The 25,484-nt window shown below is 61.0% G+C and carries 24 protein-coding genes; 7 read left to right on the top strand and 17 right to left on the bottom strand.

Going from position 1 to position 25,484, the window contains the following annotated elements:
• The first annotated feature begins 43 nt into the window (after positions 1 to 43).
• The 5 genes from ABLU50_RS07655 to ABLU50_RS07635 all read left to right on the top strand — a co-directional run bounded on the left by ABLU50_RS07655 (position 44) and on the right by ABLU50_RS07635 (position 5,374).
• Entirely contained in the window at positions 44 to 475 is a 432-nt protein-coding gene (locus ABLU50_RS07655; protein ID WP_004204063.1) for a MarR family transcriptional regulator, read from the top strand.
• The gene (locus ABLU50_RS07650) at positions 475 to 2,127 is read left to right on the top strand and encodes an MFS transporter (protein ID WP_017898724.1); all 1,653 of its coding nucleotides are present in this window, start codon (positions 475 to 477) and stop codon (positions 2,125 to 2,127) included. Before ABLU50_RS07655 ends, ABLU50_RS07650 begins: the two co-directional genes overlap by 1 nt.
• Positions 2,128 to 2,155: 28 nt before the next feature.
• Positions 2,156 to 3,241 (top strand): HlyD family secretion protein, encoded by a 1,086-nt coding sequence (locus ABLU50_RS07645; RefSeq protein WP_004204059.1) that lies wholly within the window; start codon positions 2,156 to 2,158, stop codon positions 3,239 to 3,241.
• The gene (locus ABLU50_RS07640) at positions 3,238 to 4,608 is read left to right on the top strand and encodes an efflux transporter outer membrane subunit (RefSeq protein ID WP_087832849.1); all 1,371 of its coding nucleotides are present in this window, start codon (positions 3,238 to 3,240) and stop codon (positions 4,606 to 4,608) included. The genes ABLU50_RS07645 and ABLU50_RS07640 overlap by 4 nt, the downstream gene beginning before the upstream one ends.
• Before the next feature lie 106 nt (positions 4,609 to 4,714).
• Complete coding sequence (locus ABLU50_RS07635; protein WP_060655735.1) at positions 4,715 to 5,374, top strand: O-methyltransferase; 660 nt, start codon at positions 4,715 to 4,717, stop codon at positions 5,372 to 5,374.
• 133 nt (positions 5,375 to 5,507) lie between these two features.
• On the opposite strand, the gene ABLU50_RS07630 is transcribed toward ABLU50_RS07635, so the two are convergent.
• Both ABLU50_RS07630 and hrpA read right to left on the bottom strand, forming a co-directional pair.
• Positions 5,508 to 6,383, bottom strand: coding sequence for a hypothetical protein (locus ABLU50_RS07630; RefSeq protein WP_227526518.1), 876 nt, complete (start codon positions 6,381 to 6,383; stop codon positions 5,508 to 5,510).
• A 148-nt stretch (positions 6,384 to 6,531) separates the two neighbouring features.
• A complete protein-coding gene (hrpA, locus tag ABLU50_RS07625) occupies positions 6,532 to 10,434 on the bottom strand; it encodes an ATP-dependent RNA helicase HrpA (protein ID WP_060655734.1) in 3,903 nt (1,300 codons plus the stop codon).
• Between the two features lie 203 nt (positions 10,435 to 10,637).
• Between hrpA and azoR the strand changes: the two genes are divergently transcribed.
• A complete protein-coding gene (gene azoR / locus ABLU50_RS07620) occupies positions 10,638 to 11,243 on the top strand; it encodes an FMN-dependent NADH-azoreductase (protein WP_087832848.1) in 606 nt (201 codons plus the stop codon).
• Positions 11,244 to 11,246: 3 nt separating this feature from the next.
• On the opposite strand, the gene ABLU50_RS07615 is transcribed toward azoR, so the two are convergent.
• From ABLU50_RS07615 to paaA, 14 genes are all read right to left on the bottom strand, one after another.
• On the bottom strand, positions 11,247 to 11,687 hold the full coding sequence (locus ABLU50_RS07615) for a GFA family protein (RefSeq protein WP_004204050.1): 441 nt from the start codon (positions 11,685 to 11,687) through the stop codon (positions 11,247 to 11,249).
• Positions 11,688 to 11,699: 12 nt separating this feature from the next.
• Positions 11,700 to 12,296 carry a phenylacetic acid degradation protein PaaY gene (gene paaY / locus ABLU50_RS07610; RefSeq protein WP_004204049.1) on the bottom strand — a complete coding sequence of 199 codons (597 nt, stop codon included), beginning with the start codon at positions 12,294 to 12,296 and terminating at the stop codon, positions 11,700 to 11,702.
• A 9-nt stretch (positions 12,297 to 12,305) separates the two neighbouring features.
• Positions 12,306 to 13,232, bottom strand: a complete 927-nt coding sequence (gene paaX, locus ABLU50_RS07605) for a phenylacetic acid degradation operon negative regulatory protein PaaX (protein ID WP_025999095.1) — start codon at positions 13,230 to 13,232, stop codon at positions 12,306 to 12,308.
• Between the two features lie 129 nt (positions 13,233 to 13,361).
• Complete coding sequence (gene paaK / locus ABLU50_RS07600; protein WP_023318113.1) at positions 13,362 to 14,678, bottom strand: phenylacetate--CoA ligase PaaK; 1,317 nt, start codon at positions 14,676 to 14,678, stop codon at positions 13,362 to 13,364.
• A gap of 26 nt (positions 14,679 to 14,704) precedes the next feature.
• Positions 14,705 to 15,910 (bottom strand): 3-oxoadipyl-CoA thiolase, encoded by a 1,206-nt coding sequence (gene pcaF / locus ABLU50_RS07595; RefSeq protein WP_057214846.1) that lies wholly within the window; start codon positions 15,908 to 15,910, stop codon positions 14,705 to 14,707.
• Positions 15,910 to 16,332, bottom strand: coding sequence for a hydroxyphenylacetyl-CoA thioesterase PaaI (gene paaI / locus ABLU50_RS07590; protein ID WP_004204043.1), 423 nt, complete (start codon positions 16,330 to 16,332; stop codon positions 15,910 to 15,912). The genes pcaF and paaI overlap by 1 nt, the downstream gene beginning before the upstream one ends.
• Positions 16,322 to 17,746: a 3-hydroxyacyl-CoA dehydrogenase gene (locus ABLU50_RS07585; protein ID WP_165453201.1), complete on the bottom strand. Its 1,425-nt coding sequence runs from the start codon at positions 17,744 to 17,746 to the stop codon at positions 16,322 to 16,324. The genes paaI and ABLU50_RS07585 overlap by 11 nt, the downstream gene beginning before the upstream one ends.
• Positions 17,747 to 18,535, bottom strand: coding sequence for a 2-(1,2-epoxy-1,2-dihydrophenyl)acetyl-CoA isomerase PaaG (gene paaG, locus ABLU50_RS07580; RefSeq protein WP_087832847.1), 789 nt, complete (start codon positions 18,533 to 18,535; stop codon positions 17,747 to 17,749). It lies immediately after the preceding gene.
• A 2-nt stretch (positions 18,536 to 18,537) separates the two neighbouring features.
• The gene (gene paaF / locus ABLU50_RS07575; RefSeq protein ID WP_057214843.1) at positions 18,538 to 19,305 is read right to left on the bottom strand and encodes a 2,3-dehydroadipyl-CoA hydratase PaaF; all 768 of its coding nucleotides are present in this window, start codon (positions 19,303 to 19,305) and stop codon (positions 18,538 to 18,540) included.
• A complete protein-coding gene (gene paaE, locus ABLU50_RS07570; protein WP_087832846.1) occupies positions 19,302 to 20,372 on the bottom strand; it encodes a 1,2-phenylacetyl-CoA epoxidase subunit PaaE in 1,071 nt (356 codons plus the stop codon). Before paaE ends, paaF begins: the two co-directional genes overlap by 4 nt.
• A 7-nt stretch (positions 20,373 to 20,379) precedes the next feature.
• Positions 20,380 to 20,877, bottom strand: coding sequence for a 1,2-phenylacetyl-CoA epoxidase subunit PaaD (gene paaD / locus ABLU50_RS07565; RefSeq protein ID WP_069603584.1), 498 nt, complete (start codon positions 20,875 to 20,877; stop codon positions 20,380 to 20,382).
• Positions 20,878 to 20,888: 11 nt separating this feature from the next.
• Positions 20,889 to 21,644: a 1,2-phenylacetyl-CoA epoxidase subunit PaaC gene (paaC, locus tag ABLU50_RS07560; RefSeq protein ID WP_087832845.1), complete on the bottom strand. Its 756-nt coding sequence runs from the start codon at positions 21,642 to 21,644 to the stop codon at positions 20,889 to 20,891.
• Between the two features lie 7 nt (positions 21,645 to 21,651).
• Positions 21,652 to 21,939: a 1,2-phenylacetyl-CoA epoxidase subunit PaaB gene (gene paaB, locus ABLU50_RS07555; RefSeq protein ID WP_004224492.1), complete on the bottom strand. Its 288-nt coding sequence runs from the start codon at positions 21,937 to 21,939 to the stop codon at positions 21,652 to 21,654.
• A gap of 11 nt (positions 21,940 to 21,950) precedes the next feature.
• Positions 21,951 to 22,880, bottom strand: coding sequence for a 1,2-phenylacetyl-CoA epoxidase subunit PaaA (paaA, locus tag ABLU50_RS07550; RefSeq protein ID WP_023318104.1), 930 nt, complete (start codon positions 22,878 to 22,880; stop codon positions 21,951 to 21,953).
• 286 nt (positions 22,881 to 23,166) lie between these two features.
• Between paaA and paaZ the strand changes: the two genes are divergently transcribed.
• Positions 23,167 to 25,212 carry a phenylacetic acid degradation bifunctional protein PaaZ gene (gene paaZ, locus ABLU50_RS07545; protein ID WP_106479176.1) on the top strand — a complete coding sequence of 682 codons (2,046 nt, stop codon included), beginning with the start codon at positions 23,167 to 23,169 and terminating at the stop codon, positions 25,210 to 25,212.
• Positions 25,213 to 25,256: 44 nt separating this feature from the next.
• Here paaZ and ABLU50_RS07540 read toward each other — a convergent pair.
• A partial coding sequence (locus ABLU50_RS07540; RefSeq protein WP_348864652.1) for a hypothetical protein occupies positions 25,257 to 25,484 on the bottom strand: 228 nt, incomplete at its 5' end.

Below are 25,484 nucleotides of genomic sequence, written 5' to 3'. Positions count from 1 at the left end.
GGCATAAACTCGTTAGAGCTCTAACGATTTTGGCAGACGACCTATGGACCATCGACAGCTTAACTTCTCCCATCTTTTATATCTGACCGCCCATCACTGGCGGCTGGCGGTTAATCGTCGGCTGAAAAACCTCGGCCTCAGCCAGGCCAGCTGGGTAGCGGTCGCCGCTATCGCCCGCCATCACCAGCCGCTGTCGCAAAGCGAACTGGCGCAGGAGCTGGGAGTGGAGAGCGCGACCATTGTGCCGCTGATCAACCGCCTGGTGACCCTCGGCCTGGTGGAGCGCGTCACCACCGACCGCGATAAACGCAAGCGGCTGCTGGTGGTCACCGACCAGGGGCAGGCCCTCTTCGAGCAGGTCAAAACGGTGGCGGACGATCTGCGTGAAGAGATCCTGACGGCGATTACTCCGCAGGAGCGGGAACAAACTCAGCGGGTGCTGGAAAAGCTGTTGCGTGAAGTGGAGAAGAAATAATGCCCCGTCGTCAGAGTAACCCTTACGCCCCCCATGACTGGGCGCCGCATGAAAAACCGGCCCTGCTCGGCTCGCCATCGACGCCGCTGCACAGCCCGGCGAAGCGCCTGGCCTACGGGGTGGTCGGGCTGCTGGTGTGCCTCACCGGCGCGCTGGGCAACGCGGTAGTCACCGCCAATCTTCAGCTGCTGCAGGGCACCTTCGCCGCCTGGTCGACGGAGATCGCCTGGCTGCCGGCGGTGTATGTCATGACCAACGTCTCCATCAACCTGCTGCTGGTGAAATTTCGTCAGCAGTTCGGGCTGCGCGCCTTTACCGAAGGCTTTCTGGTGCTCTATGTGCTGGTCACCTTCTTCCACCTGTTCGTCAACGATCTCAGCTCGGCGATGATGGTCCGCGCCGCCCACGGCATGGTGGCCGCGGCGCTCAGCTCGCTGGGGATCTACTATCAGGTGCAGGCCTGGCCCGCACGCCACCGCCTTAAAGGGCTGACCATCGGTATCACTGGCTCGTCGCTGGCCATTCCGCTGGCGCGCCTCTTTTCCACCGAGCTGCTGCAGACCGACGAATGGCGCGGGCTCTACTTCTTTGAACTGGGGCTGGCGCTGGTGTCGCTGGCCTGCGTCATCGCGCTGAAGCTGCCGCCGAGCGATCGTAAAAAGGTGTTCGAGAAGAAGGATTTTATCACCTTCTTCCTGCTGGCCCCCGGCATGGCGCTGGTGTGCGCGGTGCTGTCGCTGGGGCGGCTCGAGTGGTGGTTCGAAGCGCCGTGGATCGGCTGGTCGCTGGCGGCGGCGGTGGTGCTGATCGTCGCTGCCATCGCCTTCGAGCATAACCGCAGCAATCCCCTGCTCAATACCAAATGGCTCTCCAGCGGCAGTATCCTGCGCCTCGGTCTGATTATGCTGCTGATCCGCATCGTGCTGGCGGAGCAGAATACCGGGGTGATCGGCTGGCTGCAGTACGTTGGCCTGCAAAACGAACAGATGACCAACCTTGCGTGGTCAATTTTCGCCGGCATTCTGTGCGGGATCATTGCCAGCTGCCTGACGCTTAACCCGCAGAAGCTCTACTGGCCGACCGCCACCGCCCTGGCGCTGATCATGGTGGCCTCGCTGCTCGACAGTCAGTCCAACGCCCTCACCCGCCCGGAACAACTGATGTTCAGCCAGTTTTTGCTTGGCTTCGGCAGCGCCTTCTTTCTGGCGCCGGCGATGCTCGCCGGTATTGGCGGGGTATTCGCCGATCCGCGCAACCTGGTTAGCTTCTCGGTGCTGTTCGGCATGAGCCAGAACATCGGCGGCCTGCTGGGATCGGCGATCCTCGGTACTTTCCAGACCTGGCGGGAGAAATTTCACTCCAGTCAGCTGGCGGATCAGATCACCACCCTCAACCCGCTGATCGTCGAGCGCCTGCAGCAGTACAGCCAGATGTACCAGAGCCAGATCGGCGACAGCACGCTGCTTAACGTCCAGGCCACGACGCTCCTGCAAAACGCCGCGACGCTGCAGGCCAATATTCTCGCCTGGAATGACACCTATCTGCTGACGGCGGCGATCTCCGCCGGGACGTTAGTGTGGGTTTTTTGGCGCTTAATTCGCTTACGACTGACCGCCCGTATCGCATTAAAACGCGCCACTGGCAGCAAATAATTATCATCATTTCATCTCTGGAGTCGTTATGAGTCAGCAGGATGCGGCCAAACAACAGGCCAATACCCGAAACAACATTCGCGTGGTCTCCATTTTTACCGCCGCGGCGATAGGCCTCGTCGGCGTACTGGTGATCCTCTATGCCTGGCAGCTACCGCCGTTCACCCGGCATAGCCAGTTTACCGACAACGCCTACGTGCGCGGGCAGACCACCTTTATCAGCCCACAGGTCAACGGCTACATCACTGCCGTCAACGTCAAGGATTTCGCCATCGTTCAGCCGGGCGAGGTACTGTTCCAGATAGACGATCGCATCTATAAGCAGCGGGTGCACCAGGCCCAGGCCACCCTGGCGATGAAGGAGGCGGCGCTGCGCAACAACCTGCAGCAGCGCAAAAGCGCCGAGGCGACGATCGCCAAAAACGAAGCCGCGCTGCAAAACGCCCGCGCGCAGAATCTGAAAATCCAGGCCGATTTAAAAAGGGTGCAGGAACTGACCGCCGATGGCTCGCTGTCGATCCGCGAGCGTGATTCCGCCCGCGCCAGCGCCGCCCAGGGGGCAGCGGATATTGAACAGGCGAAAGCGGCGCTGGAGATGTCGCGCCAGGATCTCGAATCGACCATCGTCAATCGCGATTCGCTGGAGGCCGACGTGGCCAGCGCCAAAGCCGCCCTCGAACTGGCGCAGATTGACCTGCAGAATACGCAGATCATCGCCCCCACCGGCGGCCAGCTGGGGCAGATTTCGGTGCGTCTTGGCGCTTACGTCAGCGCCGGAACCCATCTGACTTCGCTGGTCCCGCCGCAGCACTGGGTGATCGCCAACCTGAAAGAGACCCAGCTGGCCGATGTGCGTATCGGCCAGCCGGTTACCTTCACCGTTGACGCGCTCAACGGCGAGACCTTCCACGGCAAGGTGCAGAGTATCTCCCCGGCGACTGGGGTGGAGTTCAGCGCTATTTCGCCGGACAACGCTACCGGCAACTTCGTCAAGATCGCCCAGCGCATCCCGGTGCGCATCACGGTTAACGAGGGGCAGCGCAACAGCGAGCGCCTGCGCCCCGGCATGTCGGTGCAGGTGACCATTGATACCCGCGCGGAGAAGCAGCCATGATCCGCCCGGTCACCCTTGTCATCGTCCTGGCGCTGGTCGGCTGTCAGTCCGCCGATGTCCAGCGCGCGCAGCCGACCCTGACCATCCCTGCCGCCTGGCGGGCCGACGTTGGCCCTGCCAGCCCGGTGGAAGGCGTATGGTGGCGCAATTTTCATGACAATGCGCTGAATCAGTATGTTGACCGGGCGCTGCGCTATAACAGCGATGTGCTGATCGCCCGCGAGCGGGTCAATGAGTATCAGGCGCGGGCGTATGCCGCCGACAGCAGCCTTTTTCCCTCGCTGGATGCCAGCCTGACCGGCACCCGCGCCCGCACGCAGTCCGCCGCCACCGGCCTGCCGATCCACAGCACGCTGTACAAAGGCGGCCTGACCGCCAGCTATGATGTCGATATCTGGGGCGCGAACCGCAGCGCGGCCAGCGCCGCCGGGGCCAGCCTCGAGGCGCAGAAAGCCGCTGCCGCCGCGGCCAATTTGAGCGTCGCCACCTCGGTGGCCGTGGGCTACGTGACGCTGCTGTCGCTGGATGAGCAGCTGCGGGTCACGCAGCAGACGCTCCAATCACGGGAAGACGCCTGGCGGCTGGCCAAACGTCAGTTTGAAACCGGGTATACCTCGCGCCTTGAGCTGATGCAGGCGGATTCGGAGCTGCGCTCAACGCGGGCGCAGATCCCGCCGCTGCAGCACCAGATTGCGCAGCAGGAAAACGCCCTCAGCGTGCTGCTGGGGGATAACCCCGGCGCGGTCAAACGTGGCGAATTCGCCGGGCTCACCCCGCTGCGTCTGCCCTCGCAGTTGCCGTCCACCCTACTCAATCGCCGCCCGGATATCGTACAGGCCCAGCGTCAGCTGGTAGCCGCCGATGCCACCCTGGCCTCGTCGCAGGCGCAGCTGCTGCCGTCTATCAACCTGACCGCCACCGGCAGCCTGCAGGACCGGACGCTGCCGGATCTGCTCGACGATCCGCTGCGACTGTGGAGCATTGGCGGTAGCATCCTGGCGCCGCTGCTTAACCGCCAGGCGTTAAACGCCCAGGTGGATGTCTCCATGGCCCAGCGCAACCAGGCGCTGTACAGCTATGAGAAAACGGTGCGCGGCGCGTTCAAAGAGGTCAATGACAGCCTTGACGCCATTAGCCGCTACGGCGAACAGTTGACCGAGCTACAGGGACAGGTGGCGGTAGCGGAGGAAACATTGCGCATTGCGCAGAATCGCTACCGTAACGGCTACTCTTCGTATCTGGATGTGCTTGATGCCCAGCGAACGCTGTTCTCCACCCAGCTTAGCGTGGTCCAGGTGAAGAATAACCTGCTGCTGGCGCAGATCGATCTGTACCGGGCGCTGGGAGGCGGCTGGATGAACGCGTAAAAAGCCTGCGCGCGTCGGTCCGCCACCGTCCAGAGCGCGGAAGCCAGTATTCAGGCCGGGATAGCGTTGCGCCACCCGGCCACTACTACCACCAGGGAGTTAATCTATGCAACAACAGTGGTCTGCTGTCGATAATTACATGATTTCTTCGCTTATTCCTGATGATGACGTGCTGAGACAGGTTCTGGAAAACAACAAACGCGCCGGGCTACCTGAACATGATGTTGCGGCCAATCAGGGGCAATTTCTGGCGTTGTTGGTGCGCATGACCCAGGCGCGGCGGATCCTTGAAATTGGCACGCTCGGCGCCTATAGCGCCATCTGGATGGCGCGTGCGCTGCCCGCCGACGGAAAGCTGATTACCCTCGAGGCCGACCCGACGCATGCGGGGGTGGCGCGCCAGAATATCCGCCTCGCCGGGCTAAACGATCGTATTGAACTCATTGAAGGACCGGCGCTGAACACGCTGGAAAATTTCGAGGATGTGCAGCCGTTCGACCTGATCTTTATTGATGCCGATAAACCTAATAATCCTCACTATCTGGAGTGGGCGCTGCACTATTCCCGCCCCGGGACGCTGATCGTGGGCGATAACGTGGTGCGCGATGGCGAGGTGATTAATGGGCAAAGCGATGACGCGCGTGTGCAGGGCGTGCGTCGGTTTATCGAGATGATCGGCGATAACCCGCGGCTCACCGCCACCGCGCTGCAGACGGTGGGCATTAAGGGATGGGATGGCTTTACGCTGGCGCTGGTGAATGGCTGAGATCCGGGCGGCCTGATACCCTCACCCCGGCCCTCTCCCCCAGAGAGAGGGAGAAACCCCGCTCTCCTGCCCGGCAGCACCAGCCTGCATGAACCTATGCTGCCGGGCCCGCAGGGCTTTCTGCCGCGGAGGATCATCGAGGATAATAGGTATACTGGTAGTGCAGAGACTGATCTTTCATTGCCCCTGCTGCAGGCTGCTCGCCATACTCCGCGGTACAGTTCCCCTGGTGATCCCACCCTAAACAACGGGCCTGGCGTGCTCCACTATACGTTGAGGTCGTTTCCCGGGATATCCAGCGCCCTTTTTCATCCCAACGCAGCGTCGAGGTGGAGTCCGAGTCAGCCATGCGGCTAAGGCGCCCATCCGTATAGCGGTAATCGACAGCAAGCATGACCATCATACCGCCGTTGACCGTTTTACGGACCAGGCGGTGCCGGTCGTCATACTGATAGGTGGTCGTATGCAGGACTTTGGGCGGTTGCTGCGTCGCGGACACATTTTCGGCGCGCACAATCCGCCCGAGAGAATCGGTATAAAACTGTTCGCGCATCACCATCTTGCTGATATTTCCCGTCGCGCTCCGGGTCTGCCGGATATATTCCCGCATCCATCCTTTATCATTTCGCCAGCGAACATTATCTCTGACGATCGTTGCGCCATGTGCGGTGTTAAGGGTTTTTGCCCGCTCATAGCTTGCCAGCCGGCGGCACCGCGCGAAACGAAGGGCGCCATATTCGTTATTCTGGCTGCCGACGATTTGCACGCTCTGCACTTCGCCGTTCAGCGGCGGAAGGGAGGTTAAAATAAAAAAGTTCGCATCGTTGATCGCCCGCTGTGTTTCATCGCAGGAGGAAGCGTCAACGAAGGGTTTACACGCGGCCATCACAAGGATAGCCAGCGCCATCATGAGGAATTTGTCCATATCAAGAAGGATAAAAATAGACTCCGTGTTCTGGTTTTCCTGCGAAACGAGGCTAAAAATACGCGAAGACAGCCGATGACCCAAGCCGGCAGGTCGATTTTCAGATTCCGTTCATTTTTCATTCGGCGGGGAAGCATCAGGGCGGGGAGATAATCGGGTACGGCTTCGCGACCGCTCCCGGGTTTCCCCTGCCCGGCAAGCACTGCGCCGCCGGGCAGGGAAAAGGGTGGGATTACGGCGTCACCTGCTCCATCGCCTGCAGGACACGTTTGTCCGAGATGGGGTACGGGGTCCCCAGCTGCTGGGCGAAGAAGCTCACCCGCAGCTCCTCGATCATCCAGCGGATCTCCCGGACATCGTCGTCCTCACGGCGGTTCGGCGGTAGCTTATTCAGCCACTGCTGCCACGCCTGCTGCACGCTCTCAATTTTCAGCATCTGCGCGCGGTCGCGGTGCGGATCGATAGCCATCTTCTCCAGGCGCTTTTCAATCGCCTGCAGGTAGCGCAGCGTATCGCCAAGACGACGGAAGCCGTTGCCGGTGACAAAGCCGCGGTAAACCAGCCCCGCCATCTGCGCTTTGATGTCCGACAGCCCCAGCGCCATGGTCATATCCACCCGGCCTTTCAGCCGTTTGTTGATATTGAACACCGCAGTGAGGATCTGCTCGACCTGTTTGGCGATCTCCACCACCGTCTCGTTGAGCTCGGCGCGAACTTTATCGTGCAGCTGGTTGAAGCCCTCTTCCGTCCATACCGGACCGCCCGCCTCGTCGATAAGCTTATCAACGCCGCAGGAGATGCAGTCGTCAATCAGATCCAGCACTTTGCCGTACGGGTTGAAATAGAGCCCGAGCTTGGCTTTGTTCGGCAGTTTCTCGTGCAGATACTTAATCGGCGACGGAATGTTAAGCAGCAGCAGGCGACGCAGACCGCGCCACATGGCCTGCTGCTGTTCCTGCGGATTATCAAACAGCTTGATGGCCACGCTGTCGCGCTCGTCCACCAGCGCCGGCCAGGCTTTCACCTTATAGTTGCCGCGCTTCTGTTCATAGCTTTCCGCCAGGGTGCCAAAGCTCCAGATATGCAGCCCGCTCTGCTCGATGCCATCATCAGCGACCGCCGACAGCGTCTCCTGAACTTTGCCCTTCAGCGCCTCTTTCAGCGCCTGCAGCGAGCGCCCTTCCTGCAGCTTCTTGTTTTTGTCATCCACCACCCGGAAAGTGATTTTCAGGTGATCGGGCACCTGATCCCACTGCCAGGCTTCGCGGTCGATGGTCACGCCGGTCATCTTACGCAGCTCGCGCTCCAGGGAATCGAGCAGCGGCAGCTCAAGCGGCGTTGCCCGGCCAAGAAACGCTTCCGCATAGTTGGGAGCCGGGACAAAATTGCGCCGCACCGGCTTCGGCAGCGATTTTATCAGCGCGATAATCAGCTCGCGACGCAGGCCGGGGATCTGCCATTCAAACCCAGCCTCCTCCACCTGGTTCAGCAGCGGCAGCGGAATATGCACCGTCACGCCGTCGGCGTCGGCGCCCGGCTCAAACTGATAGCTAAGCCGCAGCTTAAGGTTGCCCTGATGCCAGAAGTTCGGATAGTCCAGCTTGCTAACCTGCTCCGCCCCTTCCTTAATCAGCATGCTCTTCTCAAAGTTGAGCAGATCCGGCGTCTCTTTGCTGGCCTGCTTCCACCAGCTGTCGAAGTGGCGGGCGGAGATGACGTCGTGGCTGATGCGCTGGTCGTAGAATTCGAACAGGGTCTCGTCGTCCACCAGAATGTCGCGGCGGCGCGACTTATGCTCCAGCTCTTCGATTTCCGCCCGCAGCTTCAGGTTCTCCCGGAAGAAGGCGTGGCGCGTTTGCCAGTCGCCCTCCACCAGCGCGTGGCGGATAAACAGCTCGCGGCACAGCGCCGGATCGATCTGGCTGTAGTTGACCTTACGCGCGCCCACGATCGGCAGGCCGTAGACGGTGACCTTTTCCGTCGCCATCACCGCGCCCTGCGCCCGCTCCCAGTGCGGCTCGCTGTATGAGCGTTTGATCAGGTGCTGCGCTACCGGCTCCACCCACTCCGGCTCAATGCGGGCGGCAATGCGGCCCCACAGCCGGCTGGTCTCCACCAGTTCCGCCACCATCGTCCACTTCGGCGGCTTTTTAAACAGACCGGACCCCGGGAAAATGGAAAAGCGGGCGTTGCGCGCCCCGGTAAACTCCTGTTTATCGGCATCCTTCATGCCGATGTGCGACAGCAGACCGGTCAGCAGCGCGGTATGGATCTCGCGATATTCCGCTGGCTCGCTGTTGATCGGCAGGCCAAGCTCCTTCACCACCTGGCGCAGCTGGGTATAGATATCCTGCCACTCGCGCACGCGCAGATAGTTCAGATAATCGACCCGGCACTGACGGCGGAACTGATTCGACGACAGGGCTTTCTGCTGTTCGCCGAGATAGTTCCACAGGTTCACAAAGGCGAGGAAGTCAGACTCTTTATCGTGAAAGCGGCGGTGTTTTTCGTCAGAGGCCTGCTGTTTGTCCATCGGCCGCTCGCGCGGATCCTGAATCGACAGCGCGGAGGTGATGATCATCGCTTCTCGCACGCAGCCGTGCTTCTGCGCCTCCAGCACCATCCGCGCCAGACGCGGGTCTACCGGCAACTGGCTAAGCTGACGGCCCATCGGGGTCAGCTTGTAGGCGGTGGCCTGCTCATCGGTGGTGATGGCGCCCAGCTCTTCCAGCAGGCGCACGCCGTCCTGAATGTTGCGCTTATCCGGCGCTTCAACGAACGGGAAGGCGGCGATATCGCCTAAGCCCAGGGCGGTCATCTGCAGGATGACCGACGCCAGGTTGGTGCGCAGAATTTCCGGATCGGTAAATTCCGGGCGCGACAGGAAATCGTCTTCTGAATAAAGACGAATACAGATCCCTTCCGAGACGCGACCGCAGCGGCCTTTTCGCTGGTTGGCGGACGCCTGGGAAACTGGCTCGATCGGCAGGCGCTGCACCTTGGTGCGGTAGCTGTAGCGGCTGATACGCGCGGTACCGGGATCGATAACGTACTTAATGCCCGGTACGGTCAGCGAGGTTTCCGCCACGTTGGTCGCCAGCACGATGCGTCGTCCACTGTGCGGCTGGAAGACGCGGTTCTGCTCGCTGTTGGACAAGCGAGCGTACAGCGGCAGCACTTCGGTATGGCGCAGATCCAGCTTATTCAGCGCATCGGCGGTATCGCGAATCTCCCGCTCGCCGCTCATAAAGATCAGAATATCGCCGGGCCCTTCGCGCCCGAGCTCATCGACGGCATCAAAGATCGCCTGCAGCTGATCGCGCTCGGTATCGTCCGCCTCTTCCACTATCGGCCGATAGCGCACTTCCACCGGGTAAGTCCGCCCGGAGACTTCGATAATCGGCGCATTATTGAAATGCTTTGAGAAACGTTCCGGGTCGATGGTCGCCGAGGTGATGATGATTTTCAGGTCAGGACGGCGCGGCAGCAGCTCTTTCAGATAGCCGAGCAGGAAGTCAATGTTCAGGCTGCGCTCGTGCGCTTCATCGATAATGATGGTGTCGTACTGCATCAGCAGGCGATCCTGCTGGATCTCAGCCAGCAGAATACCGTCGGTCATCAGCTTGACCATGGTGTTGTCGCTGACGTGATCGCTAAAGCGGACCTTATAGCCGATACAGCCGCCCGGCTCCGTTTGCAGCTCCTCGGCGATACGGTTGGCGACGGTTCGCGCGGCCAGACGACGCGGCTGGGTATGGCCGATTAGCCCTTTCAGCCCGCGGCCCAGCTCCATGCAGATTTTTGGCAGCTGGGTGGTTTTACCCGAACCGGTCTCCCCGGCGACAATCACCACCTGGTGATCGCGTACCGCCTCGAGAATTTCTTGTTTTTTCTGGCTAACCGGCAGATTTTCCGGATAGGTGATGGCCGGACGCGCTGCTTCGCGCAGCAGGACTTTACCGGCTGCCTGGCTTATCTCCTGCGCCATCTCCTGAAGGATGGCCTGTTGCGATTCAGGATTTTTAACCTTCTTCACGCCGTGCAGACGGCGGGCAAAGCGCGTTTTGTCGCGCAGCATCAGGCCGTCGAGCTGTTGATAAAGCTGGGGGAAGGTGATTTTTTGTTGTTCTGTCATAGCGTTATCGGGCAGAGCTCTGCCGGGAAAATCTCTTTTGAAGTATTGCCTTAGAGTACCACATCTGCGCCACTCATGCCTTGTTCAAAAAATCTGAACATAGGATTCGATATATTGCGCTATCTCTGTGGCGCGATTGTGAATACAGTGTCATCAAGCACCAGGGCACTGACCCGTCAATCACATTAAAAAAGGAAACACCCATGAGCAAAGTATTAGTTCTGAAATCCAGTATTCTGGCAGGGTACTCACAATCTGGTCAGCTTTCCGACTATTTTGTTGAACAATGGCAGGAAAAACACCCGGGCGACGAGATCACCGTGCGTGACCTGGCCGCTAATCCGATCCCGGTTCTGGATGGTGAATTGGTTGGCGCCCTGCGTCCGAGCGACGCGCCGCTGACTCCGCGTCAGCAGGAAGCGCTGGCCCTTTCCGACGAGCTGATCGCTGAACTGAAAGGCAACGATGTGATTGTTATCGCTGCGCCGATGTACAACTTCAACATCCCGACGCAGTTGAAAAACTATTTCGACCTGGTGGCTCGCGCTGGCGCGACCTTCCGCTACACCGAAAAAGGGCCGGAAGGTCTGGTGACCGGTAAACGCGCGGTCGTTGTGACCAGCCGCGGCGGTATCCATAAAGATACCCCGACCGACCTGGTCACCCCGTACCTGTCCACCTTCCTCGGCTTCATCGGCATCACCGACGTGAACTTCGTGTTCGCCGAAGGTATCGCTTACGGCCCGGAAGTCGCGGCCAAAGCGCAGTCTGACGCGAAAGCGGCCATCGACAGCGTGGTTGCAGCCTAATAGTTAACTCCTCTCGCTTCCTGCGGGAGGAGATTTTTGCTTTTTCTCGTAGCGCAAATACCCCACCACGCCTCCGCCGCCATCTTTTGGATGATTCACGCCGTCGTTGACTTCCACGCAAGGAAAATCGAAAGGTGAAACGCCGTCAATGCAGGCCACATTCACCCCATACTGCTGTGGGTTTGATCGCCGTTGATGAAAGGTGTAGATCCCGCATACCGAGCAGAAAAAGTGCACGGCTTCCCCTGTATTAAAGCGATACTCTGTGAGCTTATCCCTGCCGCGTACCACATCGATTCCTGAACGCGGCGAAGAGACCGCGACCGCCCCACGCATTCGACAATATGAACAGTTACAGCGCCGAACGGTGTTGAAGCCGTCGCTGAGCTCAACGGTAAAGGCCACCGCACCGCAGTGACAGTGAGCGGATAATTTCTCTGCCATTACATTTACCCCTCAGGTGGAGGATTTTGGCCGCAGGTTTTCATCAAACTCCAGCCGCTTACGCCCGTCTTCCACTTCCCGTAATGGCTCAACCTGGTGCAGCGTCTGCTTACAGCGTTCCACCAGCACCTGGTATTCACGGGTACCGTGCTTTTTCCACGCCAGCTCCTGTTCGCTCAGGACGCGAATCGCTTTTGCCGGGCTGCCGATAATCAGATGGTTGGCGGGCATCTCGGCGTTGGCTTTGACGAAGGCCGAGGCGCCGACAATGCTGTTTTCGCCGATAGTCGCCCCGTCGATAATCACCGCGCTCATCCCCACCAGCGCATTGCGGCCAATTACGCAACCGTGCAGAATAGCGCCGTGGCCGATATGGCCCTCCTCTTCCACCACCGTATCCTGGCCTGGGAAGCCGTGCATCACGCAGTTGTCCTGTATATTGGCCCCGTCTTTGACCACGATGCGGCCAAAATCGCCGCGCAGGCTGGCGTTGGGCCCAACATAGACCCCTTTGCCGAGGATCACGTCGCCAATCAACACCGCGGTCGGGTGGACGTAACTCTCCTCCGGCACCACCGGGGTCAGTCCATCAATCTGATAAATCGGCATGCAACCTCCTTATGCGCCCGGCAAACCGCCAAAGCGCTGATAATAGAGCGGGCCCGGCGCGGGAAGCTCGCCGACCGAGCTTTCACCTTTCTCGCTGACGAACGCCAGCGCGCCGGGACTCACCCGTTGGTAAATATTGATACATAGCTGGCGGGCGGTTTGCCCCGCCCAGTGCGCCGGCAGCAGCTCTTCCGGCAGCAGCGGATCTTTGAGCACCACCCGGCGATAGAAATGAATCAGCAGTAGCTGGATCTGAAAGCTGCGCTCCGGCGTTAACTCCGCGGGGTCGCAGTCACGGAGCAGCGGCAGTATCGGCCGGAATAGCGAGATGAACGATTCATACATCTCGTTTTGTTCGGTGAGATGCCAGCACTCCTCTACCCGGCTGCGCAGCGCCGCCCGGGAGAGCGCCAGCGGCGAGTGGGCTTCAAAACAGATGACGTTTTCGGCGACGCCTGCTTCGTGGAGCAGCGACTGGACATCCGCCAGCTTTTGCGACGGCGAGGCTAACAGGCTCGGCGCCAGCGCGCCAAATCCCTGCCACAGCAGCTGCTTTTTGACGTCGGCCAGCACATTTTTTTCCAGGCCTTCCGAGAGCAGCAGCAGCCAGGTACCATCCCATTCCGGGGCGTTCGCCCGATAAATTTTATGTTCCGCACGACGGGTCAGGCGCAGCCCTTTGTCGCTCAGACGATAGAAGCTGCGGCGGCCGATACGGACGACATCAAGCCACTCTTCTTTATTGAGGCGAAACAGCGCGGTGCGGACGAAGCGCTCGCCGAAGCCTAATCCTTCCAGCAGCGCCGCGACGCTGCCCAGCCACACTTCCCCACCGCGTTGTAATAAGGCGTCGCCATACAGCGAGGCGATCAATGACGTGCCGCTGATCGGCGTCGCCGTCACGGCTTGTTGAATAAAGGCGTCGAGTTTACTCATCTGATTCATGCTGTTGTTATATTTTTCCTTTATGAATCATAGCACAGGAATTTCCCCGGCTGAGGGCGTAAAGACCTCAGCCGGGCTAACCGCGTAGCCCCGGTCAGCGCAGCGCCACCGGGGAGAGGTTTAACCGCTGACCACCGCTTTACGCAGATCAAATACCCGACAGGCTTTGCCTTCAGAGCGCGGAATGCTGCCGCAGTTGACGATAGTGATATCGGTGGAGATCCCGACCATCGACTTGATGCGGTGGCGCAACTGGTGACAAATCTGGCAGCGCTGCTCGTGACTCAGCGCCAGCCCGCTCTCTTTCAGCTCCACGCGCACCGCCAGGGAATCAAGATGGCCGCGGCGATTGACCTCCAGCTGGTAGTGCGGCGCCAGATGTTCAAACTTAAGGATCTCCTCTTCCAGCTGCGACGGGAAGACGTTAACCCCGCGGATGATCAGCATATCGTCGCTGCGTCCGCTGATGCGGTCCATACGGCGCATGGTGCGGGCGGTGCCCGGCAGTAGGCGCGTCAGATCGCGGGTACGATAGCGGATCACCGGCAGCGCCTCTTTGGTCAACGTGGTGAACAGCAGTTCGCCGTGTTCGCCATCGGCCAGCGGCGTGCCGTCGTCCGGGTTAACGATTTCCGGGAAGAAGTGGTCTTCCCAGATGGTCGGGCCGTCAACGGTCTCCAGACACTCCATCGCCACCCCCGGCCCCATCACCTCCGACAGACCGTATATGTCCAGGGCGGTGATCCCCAGCCGGCGCTCGATCTCCGCGCGCATCGCCAGGGTCCACGGCTCGGCGCCAAAGACGCCGACGCGTAATGAACAACCGCGGGCATCGCCGCCCATCTGGCGCTCCAGCTCTTCAATCAGATTCAGACAGTAGGACGGCGTCACCATGATCATATCCGGCTTGAAATCACGGATCAGCTGCGCCTGTTTTTCGGTCTGTCCGCCGGACATCGGGATCACCGTCGCGCCTAAGCGTTCCGCGCCGTAGTGCGCGCCAAGGCCGCCGGTGAACAGGCCATAGCCGTAGGCGACGTGAATTTTATCTTTCGCCGTGCCGCCGGCGGCGCGCAGCGAACGGGCGACGATATTGGCCCAGTTATCAATATCGTTCTGCGTGTAGCCCACCACCGTCGGTTTGCCGGTGGTCCCGGAAGAGGCGTGAATGCGCACCACCTGCTCCATCGGCACCGCGAAGGTATCGAAGGGATAGTTGTCGCGCAGATCCTGTTTGGTGGTGCACGGGAATTTGGTCAGGTCGCTCAGTTCGCGAAAGTCGTCAGGGTGCACGCCGGCGGCGTCGAATTTGCGACGATACATCGGCACATTGTTATACGCATGATTCAGGGTCCACTTCAGCCGTTGGGTTTGCAGGGCCTGCAGCTCATCACGCGAGGCGGTTTCAATCGGATCTAATTTTGTAGTAGTTATCATTGTAGGGTACTCGCAGGTAAATTAGCTCACACTCGCTCGAGGATCATGGCGATGCCCTGACCCACGCCAATACACATCGTACACAACGCATAGCGCCCGCCGCGGCGCTGCAGCTCAAGGCTGGCGCTCAGCGCCAGACGCGCGCCGCTCATGCCCAGCGGATGGCCTAACGCGATGGCGCCGCCGTTGGGATTCACATGCGCCGCATCGTCCGGCACGCCAAGCTTTCTGAGCACGCCCAGCGCCTGAGCGGCGAAGGCCTCATTCAGCTCAATCAGATCCATATCGTGGATATTGAGTCCCGCCCGCTCCAGCACTTTACGCACCGCCGGTACCGGCCCCAGCCCCATCAGCCGCGGTTCGACCCCTGCCGTCGCCATCGCCACGATACGCGCGCGCGGCGTGAGCCCCTGGATAGCAGCCTGCTGTTCGCTGGCGACGATCAGCGCCGCGGCGCCATCGTTGACGCCGGAAGCATTGCCCGCGGTAATGACGCCGCCCTGACGGAACGGCGCTTTCAGTTGCGCCAGCTGCTCAAGCGTGGTTTCCGGGCGCGGATGCTCGTCCTCGCGCACATCGCTGACCGCCCCTTTCCGGCCGACAATCTGCACCGGCACGATCTCCTGCGCCAGAATGCCATCGCGCTGGGCCTGCGCCGTGCGCTGCTGGCTGCGCCAGGCGAAGGCATCCTGATCGGCGCGGCTAATATTTAACAATTCAGCTACATTCTCGGCCGTTTCCGGCATGCTGTCAGTTCCGAAGTGTTGCGCCATGAGCGGGTTCACAAAACGCCAGCCAATGGTGGTGTCAAACAGCTCCGCCTGACGCTGATACGGCGCGCTGGCCTTCCCCATCACAAACGGCGCGCGCGACATCGACTCTACGCCGCCGGCAATCAGCAGATCGGCATCGCCGGCTTTGATCGCTCTGGCGGCAAAGCCGATCGCATCCAGACCAGACCCACATAAACGGTTAATCGTGGTGCCCGGTACGGTATGCGGGAAACCTGCCAACAGCGTCGCCATATGCGCCACATTGCGGTTATCTTCGCCCGCCTGATTCGCGCAGCCGTAAATCACGTCATCGATCGCGGTCGGGTCAAGCCTGGGGTTGCGGCTCAGCAGCGCCCGCAGCGGGACCGCCGCCAGGTCGTCGGCGCGCACGCTGGCCAGCGCGCCGCCGTAGCGGCCAATCGGCGTGCGGATCCCGTCACAAATAAAGGCCTCGCGCATTAGACTTCTCCTGTGATTGTGCCGCCGATGCGGTGCGATTTGCCGCGAAACAGGGCCACAATTTTTTGCTGTTGATTAACAATTTCAATGTCGTAGACCCCGGTCAGCTTGCCCTGCTGTTTGACTCGGGCGGTGGCGACCAGCCGGTCCCCGGCAAACGCCGGGCGAAGGAAATCAATGCTGGCCGCCGAAGCCACCGCCGCCAGCCCCTGGCTGTTACAGGCGTAGGCGAAAGCGGTATCGGCAAGGGTAAATAGCTGACCGCCGTGACAGGTTTGATGGCCGTTAAGCATGTCCGGCGAGACGGTCATGGTCATCTGCGCAAAACCATCGTCCATTTCGATAAGTTCGATCCCCATCTTTCTGGCGCAGGTATCTTTTTCGTACATCACGCGCGCGTTGCGCCACGGATCATTGCTCATGGTGCTTCTCCATTAGCGCCTTCTGGCGCAACAGGGAACCGGGGCGATAGCGCTCCTCGCCATAATGGTGATGCAGGTTCTCCAGCAGGCGCAGCACGCGGCGCCAGCCGAGGCTTTCCCCCCACGCCAACGGGCCCTGCGGGTAGTTGACGCCAAGACGCATGGCGGTATCGATATCCTGCGCGCTGGCCACCCCTTTCTGCAGTGCGTCCAGCGCTTCGTTAACCAGCATCGCCACCGTGCGCCACACCAGCAGGCCGGGATAATCGGCGATGCGCAGCACTTTCTTGCCCTGCTGCTGGAAATAGTGCACCGCTTTGTCCGTCGCCGCCGGCGCGTTGGTCGCCGCGGCGGCCAGCACCACCGTATCGCTGGCGCACAGGTCATACACCACCACCGGACGACGATGCTTAACGCTCAGCGCCAGGGCGGTTTCGCCTTCGGTCTCCAGCAGCAAAAGCTCGTCCAGCTCGGTGACACTGTCACTTACCGTCATCACGGATTGCGCGCCAGTGGCGACCGGCGGCAGCGTCACCTCCGGCTGCGTCTCCGCAGGCCAGCGATAGACGCCGTGACCGCTCTTTTTCCCCAATCGCCCGGCCAGCGCCAGCTCCTGCTGCAGGAGCGATGGCAGGTAACGCCGGTCCTGCCAGAAGGCGTTAAATACCGAGCAGGTCACGGCGAAGTTGACGTCCTGGCCAATCAGGTCCGTCAGCGCCAGGGGCCCCATCGGGAAGCCGCCGCCGTCACGCAAAGCGGCATCGATAACTTCCGGGGCGGCCACCTGCTCCTCCAGCGCCCGCCAGGCTTCAGCATAGAACGGACGCGCCACGCGGTTAACGATAAAGCCGGGCGTCGAGCGGCAGCGAACCGGCCGTTTCCCCCAGCCGCTCACGCACTGGCACAGCTGCTCCACCACTTCCGCAGACGTCGCCAGGCCGCTCACCACCTCGACCAGCTGCATGACCGGCGCCGGATTAAAAAAGTGCAGCCCGGCGACGCGTTCGGGATGTTTTACTCCGGCGGCGATGGCGGTAATCGAAATCGACGAGGTGTTGCTGGTCAGCAATGTTGACGGCGCGCAGATCGCCGCCAGCTGCGCGAACAGTGCCGCTTTCACCTCCAGGCGTTCAGAGGCCGCTTCGATCACTAAATCTGCGTCGGCCAGCGCGGCTAAATCGTGGGCCGGATGCAGCCGCGCCAGCAGCGCGTCGGCCTGCTCTGACGCCAGTTTGCCGCGCTCGACCCGAGAGGCAAGACGCCTGGCAATGCCATCGATCGCCCGGACGATGGCCTGATGATCGATGTCGTAAATCAGTACCGGGTGCCCGGCGGCAGCAGCCACTTCGGCGATGCCGGCCCCCATGGTGCCGCTGCCGATCACCGCCACGTTGGCTAAGGATGTCGTCATCATCTATTTCCCGCTGAACTGTGGTGGCCGTTTGGCCAGAAACGCGCTGACCCCTTCGCGGTAATCATCGCTGCGCCCGGCGAGGCGCTGATAATCGCGCTCCAGATCCAGCTGCGCGTCGAGACTGTTGGTTTCCGCCGCCAGCTGCGCCTTTTTAATCAGCCCAAGACCAAACGTCGGCTGGGCCGCCAGATGGCGCGCCAGCTGCAGACTGGTGTCCGCCAGTTCGGCATCGTCCACTAGTTGCCAGATAATCCCCCACTGCGCGGCCTGTTCCGCGCTGAGGCTGTCGCCCAGCAGCGCCAGCCCCATGGCGCGCGCGCGGCCGGCCACCCGCGGCAGGAACCAACTGCCGCCGCAGTCCGGCACCAGCCCGAGCTTGCTGAACGCCATCACAAACTTGGCCGAACGCGCGGCCAGCACGATATCGCAGCCCAGCGCCAGGGTGGCCCCTGCGCCTGCGGCTACGCCGTTGACCGCGCAAATCACCGGTTTCGGCAGCGCCGCCAGACGGCGCACTAACGGGTTGTAAAAGCGTTCCACCGACAGGCCAAGATCCGGCGGCGGCCCACTGGGGTCGACGTTGCGGTCATTCAGATCCTGGCCGGCGCAAAAGCCGCGGCCGGCGCCGGTGATCAGCAGGCAACGCACGCCGTCGTCGCGCTCGGCCTGCTTCAGACATTCCGCCAGCTGCTGATGCATCCGATCGTTAAAACTGTTGAGGCGGTCCGGGCGATTGAGAGTGATGGTCATGACGCCCTGTTCCACTGCGCTGAGAATGAAAGCTTCCACGATTAGCGTCCTTTAAAGTCCGGGTTACGTTTTTGTAAGAAGGCGTCGATGCCTTCGCGGCGGTCTTCGGTGGCGCTCAGCAGGCTGAACAGCTGGCGCTCCTGCTGGAGGCCGGCCTGCAGGCTCACTTCCTGCGACAGGCGCAGCGACTGTTTCGCCGCCCGCAGCGCCAGCGGCGCATGGCGGGCGATGGTGGTCGCCAGTTGCAGGGCATATTCATCGGTTAACGCCGCCGGATGGACATCGCTCACCAGCCCGGCCTGCTGCGCCTGACGGGCGTCAATACTCTCGCCGCTCAGCACCATCCGGCTGGCCAGCGCCTTGCCAACGCTGCGGATCAGCCGCTGAGTGCCGCCAGCGCCCGGCATTATGCCGAGGGTAATTTCCGGCAGGCCAAAGCGGGCGTTGTCCCCGGCGACAATCAGATCGCATAGCAGGGCCAGCTCGCAGCCGGCGCCGAGGGCGTAGCCGTTGACCGAGGCGATCAGCGGTTTGGGGAAGGCATCGATACGCGCCCACAGCCGCGGGCGGATATCGTCCAGGGTCGCCGGGAGATCTTTCTCCGCCATCTCATTCAGATCGGCCCCGGCGGCAAAGAAGCGCGGGTTACCGCTGATGACGCAGACGCTGACGTGGTTATCAGCGGCCGCGGCCTCCAGCGCCTCGGCAATCTGGGTTAATAAGGCATTGTTCAGTGCATTGCGGGCCTGCGGACGGTTGAGCGTCAGCTGCAGCACACGGCCATGGCGGTGGATCAGCAGCTCGCTCATGCCATCCCCCGCGCGTCAAAGTCGACCACCACGTCGCCGCTGGTGGGCAGCGCCTGGCAGCTCAGCACATAACCCGCCGCCAGCTCATCCGCTTCGAGGCTATAGTTGGCGGCCATCGCCACTTCGCCGCGCAGCACTTTGCATTTACAGGTGGCGCACACCCCGCCCTTGCAGGCAAACGGCAGGTCTGCCCCCTGACGCAATGCGGCATCCAGGATGCTGTCGTCTTCGGCGCTGAGGGCGATCAGCCGATCGCGCCCGTCCTGGCGGATGGTGACCGTGCGTCCCTCCGCCTGCACCCCGGCGGCGCGCTTAACGCTGACGCCCGGCGTATTGAAGCGTTCGAGATGAATCGATTTCTCCGCTACGCCAAGTTCACGTAACGTTGCTTCCGCCTCGTCCATCATCGTAGCCGGACCGCAGATAAAGGCCTCGTCGAAACGGCTGAAATCCAGCAGATGGTCAGCGAGCTGGCGCAGTTTGTCGCCGTCAATGCGCCCCTGTAAAAGATCGCTGTCCATCGACTCCTGGCTGAACAGATGTATCACCTGCAGGCGCTGCGGATAGCGGTCTTTTAAATCGGCCAGCGCCTGGCGGAACATCATGCTGTGGCTGTTGCGGTTACCGTAGATCAGCGTGAAGCGACTGTACGGCTCGGTGGCCAGGGTGGCGCTAACGATCGCCATCATCGGCGTGATCCCGGAGCCGGCGGCAATCGCCAGATAGTCGCCCTGCCGTTCGGCCTGCGGCTGATAGCCGAAATGCCCCTGCGGCACCATCACCTCCAGCTCCATCCCCTGCTGGATATCGTGCTGGGCGTAGCGCGAGAAGCGCCCGCCGTCGATGGCTTTGACCGCGACGCTGATCTCTCCCGGCGTGCAGCTGCGGCAGATGGAGTAACAGCGGCGCAGCTCTTCACCGCCCAGACGGGCTTTTAGCGTCAGATGCTGGCCCGGGCGAAAACAGTATTCCGCCTGCAGGGCTTGCGGGATCGCAAAAGTGATGGTCACCGCATCGCGGGTTTCCGGCTCGACTCTCGCCACCTTAAGCGAATGGAACGTCGTCATGGCAACCTCAAATACATTTAAAGTAATCAAAAGGTTCCCGGCAGCTGTCGCAGCGATAGAGCGCTTTGCAGGCCGTGGAACCGAATTCACTAATCAGCGAGGTATGGGTGCTGCCGCAGCGTGGACAGCTCACCTCAGCGGGTATATCCGCATGGCAGGCGTGCCCCTGCGGCGGGCTGATGCCGTACTGGCGCAGGCGCTCGCGGGCATCCTGACTCATCCAGTCGGTGGTCCACGGCGGGTCCAGCTGCAGGACGATGTGGACCGGCAGATAACCATGCTCGCTCATCACTGCGCGGATCTCCCCCAGCAGATGCTCCGTCGCCGGACAGCCCGAATAAGTTGGGGTAAAGCCAATCACCCAGCCGTCGCCGTGGCGCGCGACGCTGCGCACCATGCCGAGATCGGTGATGGTCAGCACCGGTACTTCCGGGTCCGGGATCGCGCTTAACAATCCCCAGATAGCGCGCACCTCGGCGGGAGCGATGTCATCTAAACGTTGCATATTCCCCTCCCTTACCACTGCAGGCCGGGATGCGAACGCTGCAGATATTGCATCTCCGCCAGTAGCGGGCCGAGATGTTCACTGTGCAGCCCCTGTTTGCCGCCGCTGCGGAAGGCCGCTTCCTGCGGGATCGATAAGCCTGAGTCAAGCAGCGCGGTATGCACGGTGCTTTGCCATTCGGCCTGAAGCTCGCGCGGATCAACCGCAATGCCCTGCCCGGCCAGGCTGAGCTCCAGGTCATCGGCAAGGAACAGTTCGCCGGTGAAGCGCCACAGATTGTCGACCGCCTGCTGCATTTTGCGCTGGGATACCTCGGTGCCGTTGCCAAGACGCTCCAGCCAGCCACGGCTGAATCGCTGGTGGTAGCGCACCTCTTTCAGTCCTTTAGCGGCAATGGCCGCCAGCTGCGCATCGCGGCTGTTCACCAGCCGGCTGTACAGGGCGACGTGCCAGACGTCGATAAAGAACTGGCGGGCGATGGTGTCGGCAAAATTGCCGTTGGGCTGCTCCACCAGCAGCAGGTTGCTGAACTGGCGCTCATCGCGGCCGAAGGCCAGGGTATCTTCGTCGCAGCAGCCGTTAAGCTCGGCGGCATAGCTTAAAAAGTTGCGCGCCTGGCCAAGCAGGTCGAGGCCGATGTTGGACAATGCCAGATCGATCTCCAGCTCCGGGGCATGGCCGCACCAGGCGCCTAAACGCTGGGCCAGAACCAGACCATTGTCGCCAAGACGCAGGGCGTAGGTGGCGATGGGATTCGGGTTATTCATCGCCGCCTCACATATGTTCCATGCCGTCCGGCACGGTATAGAAAGTCGGATGGCGGTAGACTTTGCTTTCCGCCGGGTCGAAGAATTCGCCGCGCTCTTCCGGCTGCGAGGCAACGATTTCGCTGGCCTTCACCACCCAAATGGAGCAGCCTTCGCTGCGGCGGGTGTAGGCGTCGCGGGCGTTTTCCAGCGCCATTTGATCGTCGGCAGCGTGAAGACTGCCGACGTGACGATGGGATAACCCCTGTTTGCTGCGAACGAACACTTCATATAACGGCCAGTAAACTTTGCTCATGTTGTCTCTCCTTATGCCGCGCTGCGGGCCTGCTGTTTTTGCGCATGGGCCAGCGCGGCTTCGCGCACCCATTCGCCCTCTTCCCAGGCCTTACGCTTGGCGGCCAGGCGTTCGTGGTTGCAAATCCCACGGCCGCTAATCACCTCGTTAAATTCCTGCCAGTCGATTTCGCCGAAGCGGTAGTGGCCGCTGGTTTCATCAAAGCGCAAATCCGGGTCCGGGACGGTCATGCCGAGGATCTCCACCTGCGGCACGGTGTTATCGACGAAGCGCTGACGCAGCTCGTCGTTGGAGTGCAGTTTGATTTTCCACGCCATGCTGCGGGCGCTGTTTGGCGAGTTATCGTCGTTGGGGCCAAACATCATCAGCGCTGGCCACCAGAAGCGGTTAATGGCGTCCTGCAGCATTTGCCGCTGCGCGTCATTGCCCTGCGCCAGCGCCATGCAGGCTTCGAATCCCTGGCGCTGGTGAAAGCTCTCTTCTTTGCAGATTTTGACCATCGCCCGGGCATAGGGCCCGTAGGAGGTCCGGCACAGCGCCACCTGGTTGACGATGGCCGCGCCATCCACCAGCCAGCCGATCACGCCGATATCCGCCCAGCTCAGCGTCGGGTAGTTAAAAATGGAGGAGTATTTCATCTGCCCGTCGAGCATCTTCTGATACAGGTCTTCCCGCGCGCAGCCAAGGGTTTCCGCGGCGCTATAGAGATACAGCCCGTGTCCGGCCTCATCCTGTACCTTAGCCAACAGGATCGCTTTGCGGCGCAGCGTCGGCGCGCGGGTGATCCAGTTGCCTTCCGGCAGCATGCCGACGATCTCCGAGTGCGCGTGCTGGCCTATCTGCCGAATCAAGGTCTTACGGTAGGCATCCGGCATCCAGTCCTGCGGTTCGATGGCCGTTTCCTGCGCGATGCGCTGGTCAAAGCGTTGTTCTTCTGTCACGTCATCACCTTTATGATTCCGATATTCACAACAAAAACATTTATGTGAATCACTTTGTTTATTGAAGGTTACATATTGGTTAAATAAAACCACAAATTTTGTTTGCTCTTTTTGTGATGATCTCCGCAAAACCTTTTGTAAACCACAATAAATACAGTAAGTTAAGCATAATGTGTAACGCCATCGCGATCACAATGTTAATAATTTATTAAATACGGGCTTGCATTTTATGATTCATAAAAGAACTATTTATAGATAACACACGTAACACATTTGGAGATTTGCGATGCAGCAGTTAGCCAGCTACTTATCCGGCGCCTGGCAGACCGGCCGGGGCCGCGCCCGTACTATTCATCACGCCATTACCGGCGCGGCGCTGTGGGAGGTGACCAGTGAAGGTCTGGATATGGCGCAGGCGCGCCGCTTCGCGATTGAGCGCGGCGGTAAGGCGCTGCAAGCCATGACCTTTATTGAACGTAGCGCGATGCTGAAAGCGGTGGCGAAACACTTGCTGGAGCAGAAAGACCAGTTCTACACCATCTCGGCGCAAACCGGCGCCACCCGCGCCGACAGCTGGGTGGATATTGATGGCGGTATCGGTACCCTTTTCACCTATGCCGGGCTCGGTAGTCGAGAATTACCGGACGATATCCTGTGGCCGGAAGACGAGCTGATCCCGCTCTCAAAACAGGGCGGTTTTGCCGCCCGTCACGTGCTGACCTCAAAATCAGGCGTCGCCGTACATATCAACGCCTTCAACTTCCCCTGCTGGGGAATGCTGGAAAAACTGGCCCCCACGTGGCTGGCCGGCATGCCGGCGATCGTTAAACCGGCCACCGCTACCGCCCAGCTCACCCAGGCAATGGTGAAAGCGATTGTCGACAGCGGCCTGGTGCCGGAGGGCGCCATCAGCCTGATTTGCGGCGGCGCGGGCGATCTGCTCGACCACCTCGATAGCCAGGACGTGGTGACCTTTACCGGCTCTGCCGCCACCGGCCAGCGGCTGAGGTCGCACCCCAACCTGGTGGCCAAATCGATTCCCTTTACCATGGAAGCGGATTCGCTCAACTGCTGTGTGTTAGGCGAAGACGTCACGCCGGAGCAACCGGAGTTCGCGCTGTTTATCCGGGAAGTGGTCCGCGAGATGACGGCGAAAGCCGGACAAAAATGTACCGCTATCCGCCGCATCATCGTCCCGCTGGCGCAGATCAATGCGGTTAGCGATGCGCTGATCGCCCGCCTGCATAAAGTGACCGTCGGCGACCCGGCGCAGGAAGGGATTAAGATGGGGGCGCTGGTTAATCACGAGCAGCGTCGGGACGTACAGGAGAGCGTCAATAAACTGATTGCCGCCGGCTGCGAAGCGCTGCTTGGCGGACAGGCAGACCTCAGCGCGGCCGGAGCCTTTTTCCCGCCGACGTTGCTCTACTGCGCGCAGCCGGATGAAACCCCGGCGGTTCACGCCATTGAAGCCTTTGGCCCGGTGGCGACCCTGATGCCCTACCAGGACCGCCAGCATGCGCTGACGCTGGCACGCGCCGGCGGCGGCAGCCTGGCGGGGACGCTGGTTACCGCCAGCGGCGAACTGGCGCGGGAGTTTATCCTCGGCGCCGCCCGCGCGCATGGTCGTATTCAGATACTGAACGAGGCGTCCTCGGTCGAGTCAACCGGCCACGGTTCGCCGCTGCCGCAGCTGGTGCACGGCGGCCCCGGCCGCGCCGGCGGCGGAGAGGAGCTCGGCGGACTGCGTTCGGTGAAACACTATATGCAGCGCACCGCCGTCCAGGGCAGCCCAACGATGCTGGCGACCATCGGCCAGCAGTGGGTACGCGGCGCCCAGGTGAGCGAAGATCGCATTCACCCGTTTCGCAAATATTTCGAAGAGATCCAGCCCGGCGACAGCTTATTAACCCCTCGCCGGACCCTGACCGAAGCGGATATCGTTAACTTCGCCTGCCTGAGCGGCGACCATTTCTACGCCCACATGGACAAAATCGCCGCCGCCGAGTCGATTTTCGGCGAGCGGGTGGTCCACGGCTATTTCCTGATCTCCGCGGCGGCCGGTCTGTTCGTCGATGCCGGCGTCGGGCCAGTTATCGCCAACTACGGGATGGAAAACCTGCGCTTTATTGAACCGGTCAAGCCGGGAGACACCATCCAGGTGCGTCTGACCTGTAAGCGGAAAACGGTCAAGCGGCAGCGCAGCGCTGAGGAGAAAGCCACCGGCGTGGTGGAATGGGCGGTAGAGATTTTCAACCAGCACCAGCAGGCGGTGGCGCTGTATTCCATTCTGACCCTGGTGGCGCGCCAGCAGGGGGATTTCCCGGCGTAATGGCGGAAAATAGACCGCTGGCGCTCTGTTGGCCGGTCCTTGAGCTATTGCTTCTGCAATCGGTTTGCAACGGTTTCGCCCCGGGAAAACGTTTGTTCTGTGTGATTTATCTCAAGGCGCAGGGGGCGAAAACAGCTACCGGATAGTTCCTTCTCCCTCCGGTAGAGGGTCAGGGTGAGGGGAAGTACTGAAGTGTGGTTCTTTATGTTATCTGTGGCTTCAGCGCACATTGCGCTCCCGGTTAATTTTTCTTCATTCTGTTTTCCGTGGCG

This window comes from Klebsiella sp. GG_Kp173 (genome assembly GCF_040062415.1).
GTDB classification, from domain to species: domain Bacteria; phylum Pseudomonadota; class Gammaproteobacteria; order Enterobacterales; family Enterobacteriaceae; genus Klebsiella; species Klebsiella quasipneumoniae.
The sequence above is the reverse complement of the archived record's forward strand: the minus strand, read 5'-3'. Positions and strand labels throughout refer to the sequence as shown.